The sequence below is a fragment of the Janthinobacterium sp. ROICE36 genome, from assembly GCF_002869965.1.
Taxonomy (GTDB): domain Bacteria; phylum Pseudomonadota; class Gammaproteobacteria; order Burkholderiales; family Burkholderiaceae_D; genus Janthinobacterium.
Map to the genome: position 1 here is coordinate 22,158 of NZ_PEBS01000066.1, position 7,969 is coordinate 30,126.

General features: G+C 60.0%; 4 protein-coding genes and 1 rRNA gene. 2 read left to right on the plus strand and 3 right to left on the minus strand.

The window, feature by feature from the left end; translation table 11 throughout:
* Positions 1-9 precede the first annotated feature (9 nt).
* Together CSZ94_RS21825 and CSZ94_RS21830 are read right to left on the minus strand one after the other, a co-directional pair.
* Positions 10-2,763 (minus strand): TonB-dependent receptor, encoded by a 2,754-nt coding sequence (locus CSZ94_RS21825; RefSeq protein WP_102123449.1) that lies wholly within the window; start codon positions 2,761-2,763, stop codon positions 10-12.
* 215 nt (positions 2,764-2,978) lie between these two features.
* On the minus strand, positions 2,979-4,781 hold the full coding sequence (locus CSZ94_RS21830) for an ABC transporter substrate-binding protein (RefSeq protein WP_102123453.1): 1,803 nt from the start codon (positions 4,779-4,781) through the stop codon (positions 2,979-2,981).
* A 217-nt stretch (positions 4,782-4,998) separates the two neighbouring features.
* Between CSZ94_RS21830 and CSZ94_RS21835 the strand changes: the two genes are divergently transcribed.
* Entirely contained in the window at positions 4,999-6,237 is a 1,239-nt protein-coding gene (locus CSZ94_RS21835) for a nucleoside recognition domain-containing protein (RefSeq protein ID WP_102123450.1), read from the plus strand.
* Positions 6,238-6,245: 8 nt separating this feature from the next.
* Positions 6,246-7,757 carry a D-alanyl-D-alanine carboxypeptidase/D-alanyl-D-alanine endopeptidase gene (dacB, locus tag CSZ94_RS21840; RefSeq protein WP_102123451.1) on the plus strand — a complete coding sequence of 504 codons (1,512 nt, stop codon included), beginning with the start codon at positions 6,246-6,248 and terminating at the stop codon, positions 7,755-7,757.
* A gap of 92 nt (positions 7,758-7,849) precedes the next feature.
* On the opposite strand, the gene rrf is transcribed toward dacB, so the two are convergent.
* Positions 7,850-7,962 (minus strand): 5S ribosomal RNA (gene rrf, locus CSZ94_RS21845).
* Positions 7,963-7,969: the final 7 nt, after the last annotated feature.

The window sequence follows — 7,969 nt, forward strand, 5'->3', positions numbered from 1 at the left end:
ATGGCTGCCTTACAGGAACTTGTACTTCAGCTGGAAGGACAGCGAACGGCCGCGTGGATCGGCCACGCGCGGATCCCAGCCGGCGCCCACCACTTCGTCCACGTTGTGCGCGGTGAATGGTGGATCGCGGTCGAACAGGTTCTGGATGCCCACGGTGATGGTGGTATTCTTGAAGCCGGTGTACGTGCCCGACAAGTTATACGTGGTGTAGCTGGACACATCGGCCTTGAAGCCCGGCGGCGGCGTGCCTTTGCCGCCATTCGGCAACTGGTCCTTGTAGCCCGATGAAAAACTCTGGATCAGCAAGCCGCTCCAGTCGCCGCGCGAGACGCCAAAACTGGCGTTGTGTTTCCAGCGCAAGTACAGATCGCGCGTATAAAACTTGCCGACCAGCTCCTGGTATTCCTGGCCTTGATATTCCGCAAACTTGAAGCTGTCCATATACGTGCCATCCAGGGTCGCCGTCCATTTCGCGTCCTGGACTTTGCCTTCGCCGCGCAAGCCCACGTCGAGGCCGCGCACGCGGCTGCCTGCCGCATTGATCCAGCCCGCCTGCACGTACTCGATGGTGCCGTCGGGATTGCGGTGGATGTACTGGTTCAGCGCCTGGTAGTTGGCCAGCACGATTTGCGGCGTGCGGTTCAGGATGCGGTCCGTGGTATTGATGGCCCAGTAGTCGAACGAGGCCGAATATCCCTTGAATGGCTCGATGACAAAACCGACGCTACCCTGCTTCGACGTTTCCGGCTTCAAATTCGTATTGCCGCCCGTCTTGTAGTCAAGGCGGTCGATGGCGCAATACTCGGGTACGCCCGGATGCTTGGCGCAACCTTCCTGGTCGACCACGCCGTTCGGCAATTCCTGGCTCAGCGAACCGGAATATAGCTGCTGGAAGCTTGGTGCGAGGAAACCCTTGCTGGCCGAACCACGGAACAGCAGGAAGTCGGTCGGCTGGTAGCGGAAAGCCACTTTCGGATTCGTCGTCGCGCCCACCAGGCTGTAATCGTCCCGGCGGATGGCCAGCTGCAGTTCCAGGTCCTTCGTGACCGGCACCAGCAACTCGGCATATACAGCCTTGACGGTACGGCTGGCATCTTTCAATGAAGCATTGCCTGGTGCCAGCAGGATCTGGATGGCGTCGACGTCTTGCCCGAAGCTGTAACCTTCGCGGCGCAAGTCAAAACCGGCCGCCATGGCCAGTGCACCGGCCGGAAGCTGGAACAGCTCGCCCGAGACGGAACCATCGATCTGCGTCAGAGTCGTCTTGCCGTGCTGGAAGTCGCCACGGAACTTGGTCGATTCGATCAATTGCCTGGCCGCTTCCGTCTGGCTCTGGCCCGCGCCCACCCAAGGATTGATGATGCCGCTGGCCAGTGCCGCGTACAGTTTGTCCGTGTAAGAATAGCCATCCGTCAGCTTGGTCTTGGTGCTGCTTTCGGCGCGCGAAATACCGGCCTTGTAATCCCATTTGCCAAAGTTGCCTTCAAAGCCCACCAACACGCGGGCATTGTCGGTGGTGTTTTCCTGCGTGCGGTTGCCCACGTCATTCGCGCGCCATTTGTAGGCAATCGGCTTGGTCTTGTCGAACGATGGGATATAGGCCGACAGATCCTGGTAATACGCGCCGCCGACCGGATACAAATTCTTGTTGGCGACGGTCGCCTGCACCTGCATCGGCGTCAAAATGGCCGTGGCCTTGGTGCGCGAACCAAGCACCTCGACAAACATGCGGTGGTCGGGCGCCAGCTTGAACGTGCCGCGCGACAGGAAATTGGCCCGCTCCACCGGGAATTGCAGCACATAGTCGGCGCCATAATCGTAGGCGCACGAATATTTGGTGCGCAGCGGCGACGTCACGTCTTTCCACAGCTCCGTCTGGTATTGCGACATGCCGACGACGCTGTCGCACTTGCCCTGGAAGCTCAGCGGATTGGCTTGCAGGTACTTGTTTGAATCGCCAGGCAGCTGGAACGAGGTGCCCAGCGCAGTGCCAGCGCCCGACAATTGATTCGCATACGGCGTGCCCGTGGTATCGGGCGACAGGCCGCGGCCCGGCTGGAAGCCGTTGACGAAGGAGCGGTCGCTGCCGTTCAGGCGCTCGGCCTTGTCGACGGTCAGGCTGGCCATGATGTTGTAGCGGTCCGACTCCAGCGAACCCGTGCCGGCCAGGATGGACGCGCGGCGCGTGGCGCCGCCGCCTGCCTGCGTGTCGTTGGTGGAGACGGACGCTTCCACGCCGCTGTAATTGGTTTTCAGAATGAAATTGATCACGCCGCCGATGGCGTCCGTGCCGTAGATGGCCGAGGCGCCATCCTTGAGAATTTCCACGCGTGAAATCGCGCCCAGCGGGATCGAGTTCAGGTCGACCGACTTGCCGCTGGCGCCGTGCGTGGCGATGCGGCGGCCGTTCAGCAGCACCAGGGTGCTCGATGGGCCCAGGCCGCGCAGCGAGGCGAACGAGGCCCCACCACTGACCCTGTCCGCATCGGCGCCAAAGACGTTATTGCCCGAAGTCATGTTATCGGCCCCCGTGCCGTTGGCCGACAGGGTGCGCACCAGTTGCTCGGTCGTCGTGATGCCCTGCTTTTCGATCTGGTCAAAGGTGATGACTTGCACCGGCAGTGCGCCTTCCTTGGCCACTCGCTTGATGCTGCTGCCCGTGACTTCGACCCGTTGCATCGATGGCGGCACCGCTTCCTGCGCCATTACCGGCCCCACTACCCCCATCAATGCCACCAACTGCGCTAGCTTCTTCAATTTCACAGGTCTTCTCCTTGTTGGGCAATCGAAACTTGAGTTATCAAGTCAGGCTGTTAGATATGTCGCAACGTCTGTCTCGCAGTACATTTTTTTATGACATTTGCGCATGACTTTATTTGTTTTCATTTTCAGAGTAGCGCGATGCATCCGCGGCCAGCCAATGAAAATGCTTTCCTAACCATAACTTTTTGGAATGAATGCCCTTTTCAACGGCGTGGTCACTTGCCTGCGGGGCTAGCCCTGGCTTTATCCACGTCCAGATAACGCCAGGACGTGAATTCCACGGGGTGGCGCCTGTAGTTTTTTAGCCACGGTTGCTGCAGGTCGGCAGAGATGGGATGCGTCAGCAACACCCACGGCGTGTAAGCGTGGATCAGCTGAAACAGGTCGAAGTACAGACTGCGTCGGCGCGGCGTATCGGATAGCAGGCGCGCCTCCTCATAGCGTTTATTGTAATCGGGCAAGTTGAAGCGGGCATAGTTGGCGCGGCCAACGTTGCCGCCATACAACAATTGCATAAAGTTATCGCCATCAGGGAAGTCGGCGATCCAGTTGGTCTCGAACATCTGCACCTTGCCCAGGCGCGACGCCTTGATGATTTCCGTCTTCTTGTCGCTTTTGAATTCCACGCGCAGGCCGATGGCGTTCAGGTTGCGGCGCCACAATTCATCGCGCAGCCGTCCCACCGTGCTCGGCTCCGTGTGCATGGTCAAGATCAAGGGCGTGCCATCCGGCTGGGTGCGGAAACCGTCTCGACCCGCCTTGTAGCCAAAGCGCTCCAACAAGGCGCGCGCCAGTAGGGGATCGTAGCCGACGGGGCTGCGGTAAGCCTTGTCGTAACCGAGCACATTCGGCGGCAGCGGCGACTGGGCCGGCAAGGCCAGGCCCTTCTTCAACAGCGCGATGTCTTCACGGCTGTTGTAGCTGAGGGCGATGGCGCGCCGCAGGGCCAGCTTGTCTTTGCTCATGCCGCCCAGCACGGGGTCGTCCATATTCATCCACATGTAATACGTTTGCAGCACGGGAAAGCGCGTCAGTTGCAAGCCCTTGGCGGCCAGCGCCGGCTTCAGCGCGCCGTTTTCCAGCACCATGTCCGTCATCGATTCCGGCACTTGCTCCAGGTAGTCGAATTCACCTTTCAGAAAGCCCAGCATGCGCGATTGATATTCCTCAACGATGCGCACCTCGATGCGCTCGACCAGGGGCAAGCGCTGGCCTTCCAGCGCGGCGGCGATGGCGCGCGCATCCAGCGGCAAGGCGGCCAGCGCCTTGGCCTCGGTATGGAACACGGTGGCACGGAAAGTCGGATTGGCTTGCAGCACGATCTTGTCGCTGCGTTTCCACTCCTTCACCAAGAATGGCCCCGTGCCCACGGGGTGATTACCGATCTGCCCTGCCGCCGGATACGCTTCCGCCACTTCGCGCGCCACCACCGCTGTCGCCGGCATGGCCAGGTAAAACAGGAAGTTCGGGTCGATGGCGTTGAGGCGGATGCGCAGGGTGTATTTGTCCAGCGCCTGCAAGCCGGCGATCGGCGTGTCGTAGCTGAATGTTGTTTTCAGGGCCGCATCACCCAGCAGCTTGTCTTCCAGCAAGAATAGCCATGGCGACTTCAGGCTGGGGTCATACAGCCGCGTCAGGCTGTAGACATAATCCTGCGCCGTCACTTCGCGCGGCTGGCCCTTGAAGGCGGGATCGGGCGTGAAGAAAATGCCGGGCTGCAAGTGAAAGGTATAGGTGCGTCCGCCATCATCCACGCTCGGCAAGCCGCGCGCCGTGTTGCCCTGCAGTTGCACCGGGCGCGCCAGGTAATCGTAGCGCAGCAGGGGATCGAAGATGTTTTCCATCAAGTTCAAGCTGGCCAGGTCCGACGCCACGGCCGGGTCCAGGCCAGTCTCGCTGGTGCTCAAAAACAAGTGCAGGGTCTTATTCGCGCGGGCATCGGCTGCGGCATGCGCTGGCGCAGTGAAAAGCGTCAACAGGGCCAAGCCGGCGGCGCAGGCGGTTTTGCGTAAAAACATCATCAGTGATCCAGTGCAGACAGGGCTAACAAACAAACGTGAAGAACAGGCAACAGCGAGATTACTCGGGCACAGTACGGGGCGCCAATGAAAACAGGCTGCCAGCTTATAACTTTTTGGCATGCGATTGCTGCATTCTTTCATCAACGCGTATCGGGCTACCCCTATACTTTGTTTGCAGACATTTTTCACTCCCGACACACAGAACTGATCGCATATGGCACTTAATTACATCTGGTCCGGCTTTTTCCTCGTTGGCTTCCTGGCCGCAGTGCTGCAGTGGCTGTTTCTCGGCGATACCGATATCTTCAAGCGCATCATCGACGGCACGTTCGAAACGGCGCGCATGGGGGTAATGGATATCGCCCTGCCGCTGGCCGGCGTGATGACCTTGTGGCTGGGTATCATGAACATCGGTGAAAAGGCGGGCATCGTCGGCTGGCTGGCGAAAGTGATCGCGCCCTTCTTTTCGCGCATCTTCCCGGAAATTCCGAAAGACCATCCGGCCACCGGCCACATGGTGATGAATTTCTCGGCCAATCTGCTGGGCCTGGACAATGCGGCCACGCCGTTTGGCTTGAAAGCCATGGAAAGCCTGCAAACCTTGAACCCGAACAAGGAAGAGGCGACGAATGCGCAAATCATGTTCTTGGTGCTGCACACCTCGGGCCTGACCCTGATTCCGCTGGCCATCATGGCGCAGCGCTCCATCCTCGGCGCGGCCGACCCATCCGACATCTTCATCCCCTGCATGATCGCCACCTATGTCGCCACCGTGGTCGGCATCATCACCGTGTCCATCAAGCAACGCATCAACCTGCTCAACCGCGTCGTGCTGGGCTGGATGGGCGGCATGACCAGCGCCATCGTGGCCATGATCTGGTACTTCACGCAATACCTGACGAAACAGGAAATCGAGCTGGTCTCGAAAGTGGTCAGCAACCTGGTGTTGATCAGCGTCATTGCCATCTTCATCATCGGCGCCCTGCGCAAGAAGGTCAACGTGTACGACGCCTTCATCGAAGGGGCGAAAGGTGGCATCCAGACGTCAATCACCGTGATTCCCTACCTGGTCGGCATGCTGGTGGCCATCAGCGTGATCCGCAACGCGGGCGTGTTCAATTTCCTGATGAGCGGCCTGAACTGGTTCTTCGCCAACCTGGGCATCAATACGGACTTCGTGCCCGCCCTGCCGACGGCCATGATGAAGCCGCTCAGCGGCTCCGGCTCGAAAGCCATGATGATCGACGCCATGAATACCTACGGCGTCGATTCCTTCGTCGGCCGCCTGGCCTGCGTCTTCCAGGGCTCGGCCGACACCACTTTCTATATCGTGGCCCTGTACTTCGGCTCGGTGGGCATCCGCAAGACGCGCTATGCCATCACCGCCGGCCTCATCGCCGATCTGGCTGGCGTGATCGCTGCCGTTTTTGTCGCCTACGTCTTTTTCCATTAAGGAGCACCATGTTACGTCCTGTTCTGATGGCCGCGCTGTTGGCTGGTCTTGGCCTGTCGAATGCCCACGCGCAATTGCCCGAATCGGTCAGCCTGCTGCTGCGCGGCGCGAATATCCCCGAAGACGCCATGGGCGCCATCGTCTTGCGCGGCAACACCACCGTGCTGTCGCATGGCGCCGAGCGCAGCATGCAACCGGCCTCCACCATGAAACTGGTGACGACGGCCGTGGGCCTGGAACAACTGGGCCCCATCTTTCGCGGCCGCACGGAACTGCGCACCAGCGCCGACGTCATCAATGGTGTATTGAAGGGCGACCTGATCCTGCGCGGCGGCGCCGACACGGATTTCAACGCGGACGTGCTGGCGCACATGCTGCAAACCCTGCGCAACCAGGGCATCGTGAAAATCAAGGGTGACCTGATTCTCGACCGCCAGCTGTTTCACCCCGCACGGCTGGACATCAATGCGCTGCCGTTCGACGAGTCGGCCGAATTCCGCTACAACGTCATTCCCGATGCCTTATTGCTGAATACCAATTTGCTCGATATCAACATGAACTCGACGGACCGGCAATTGAGTATCCTCATGCAGCCGCCGCTCGAGAATGTCAGCATCACCAGCGACATGAAGCTGGTCAAGGGCAGCTGCAGCCGGTGGGAAGACGGCTGGCGCCCGCCCGAATACCGGCGCGATGCGGGCGGCAAGCTGCAGGTGATACTGCACGGCACCTTCCCGCAAAATTGCAACAAGGCCACCAGCATCAATGTGCTTGATCGCAACGATTATGCGGACCGTTTGTTCCGCGCCACCTGGAAACGCCTGGGTGGCACGCTCACGGGCACGGTACGCGAAGCGCCGTTTACAGGCTTGCCGCCGACGGCCGAACCGGTCGGCACGCGCATGCTGGCCGACCATGTGGCACGCGCCTTGCCAGAGGTCTTGCGCGATATCAACAAGACGTCCGATAACACCCTGGCGCGCACCTTGTTCCTGAGCCTGGGCAGCCTGCAAAGCGATGGCTGGCTGGGCAGCCGCCCCGTTGCCATGGCGGCGCCGGAAGATACTGCCAGCCGGGCGCGGCTAGTCATCCAGGAATGGTTCCAGCGACAGCATATCGACACCCAGGACATGCTGGTCGACAACGGTTCCGGCCTGTCGCGCACGGGACGCATTGCACCAGCGCAAATGGCCGGCGTGCTGCAAGCGATGCAGCAAAGTCCGTGGGCGCCCGAGTTCCAGTCCAGTCTGCCCATCGTGGCACTGGACGGCACCATGCGCAAGCGCCTGCTGAATAGTCCGGCAGCCACGCGGGCCCGCATCAAGACGGGAACCTTGAAGAATGTGGTGGCCATCGCCGGCTATGTACCCGATGCCAACAATCAACTGTGCGTGGTGGTCGCCATGATCAATAGCGACTTGGTGGGCAACGGCAATGGCCGCGCGGCTGTCGATGCGTTGATCGAGTGGGTCGCCAGAAGCGGCGCCACGCCGGTGGTAACTGGTTCACGAAGTGACTGACCCAGCCTTCGTTTGGGGCTCCCATCACAAAGCACCAGACGAAAAAAAACCCCACCATTGCTGGCGGGGTTTTCTTCTACTACGAATAACAAGCCTGACGATAACCTACTTTCACACTGGTTGCAGCACTATCATCGGCGCAAAGTTGTTTCACGGTCCTGTTCGGGATGGGAAGGGGTGGGACCAACTTGCTATGGTCATCAGGCATAACT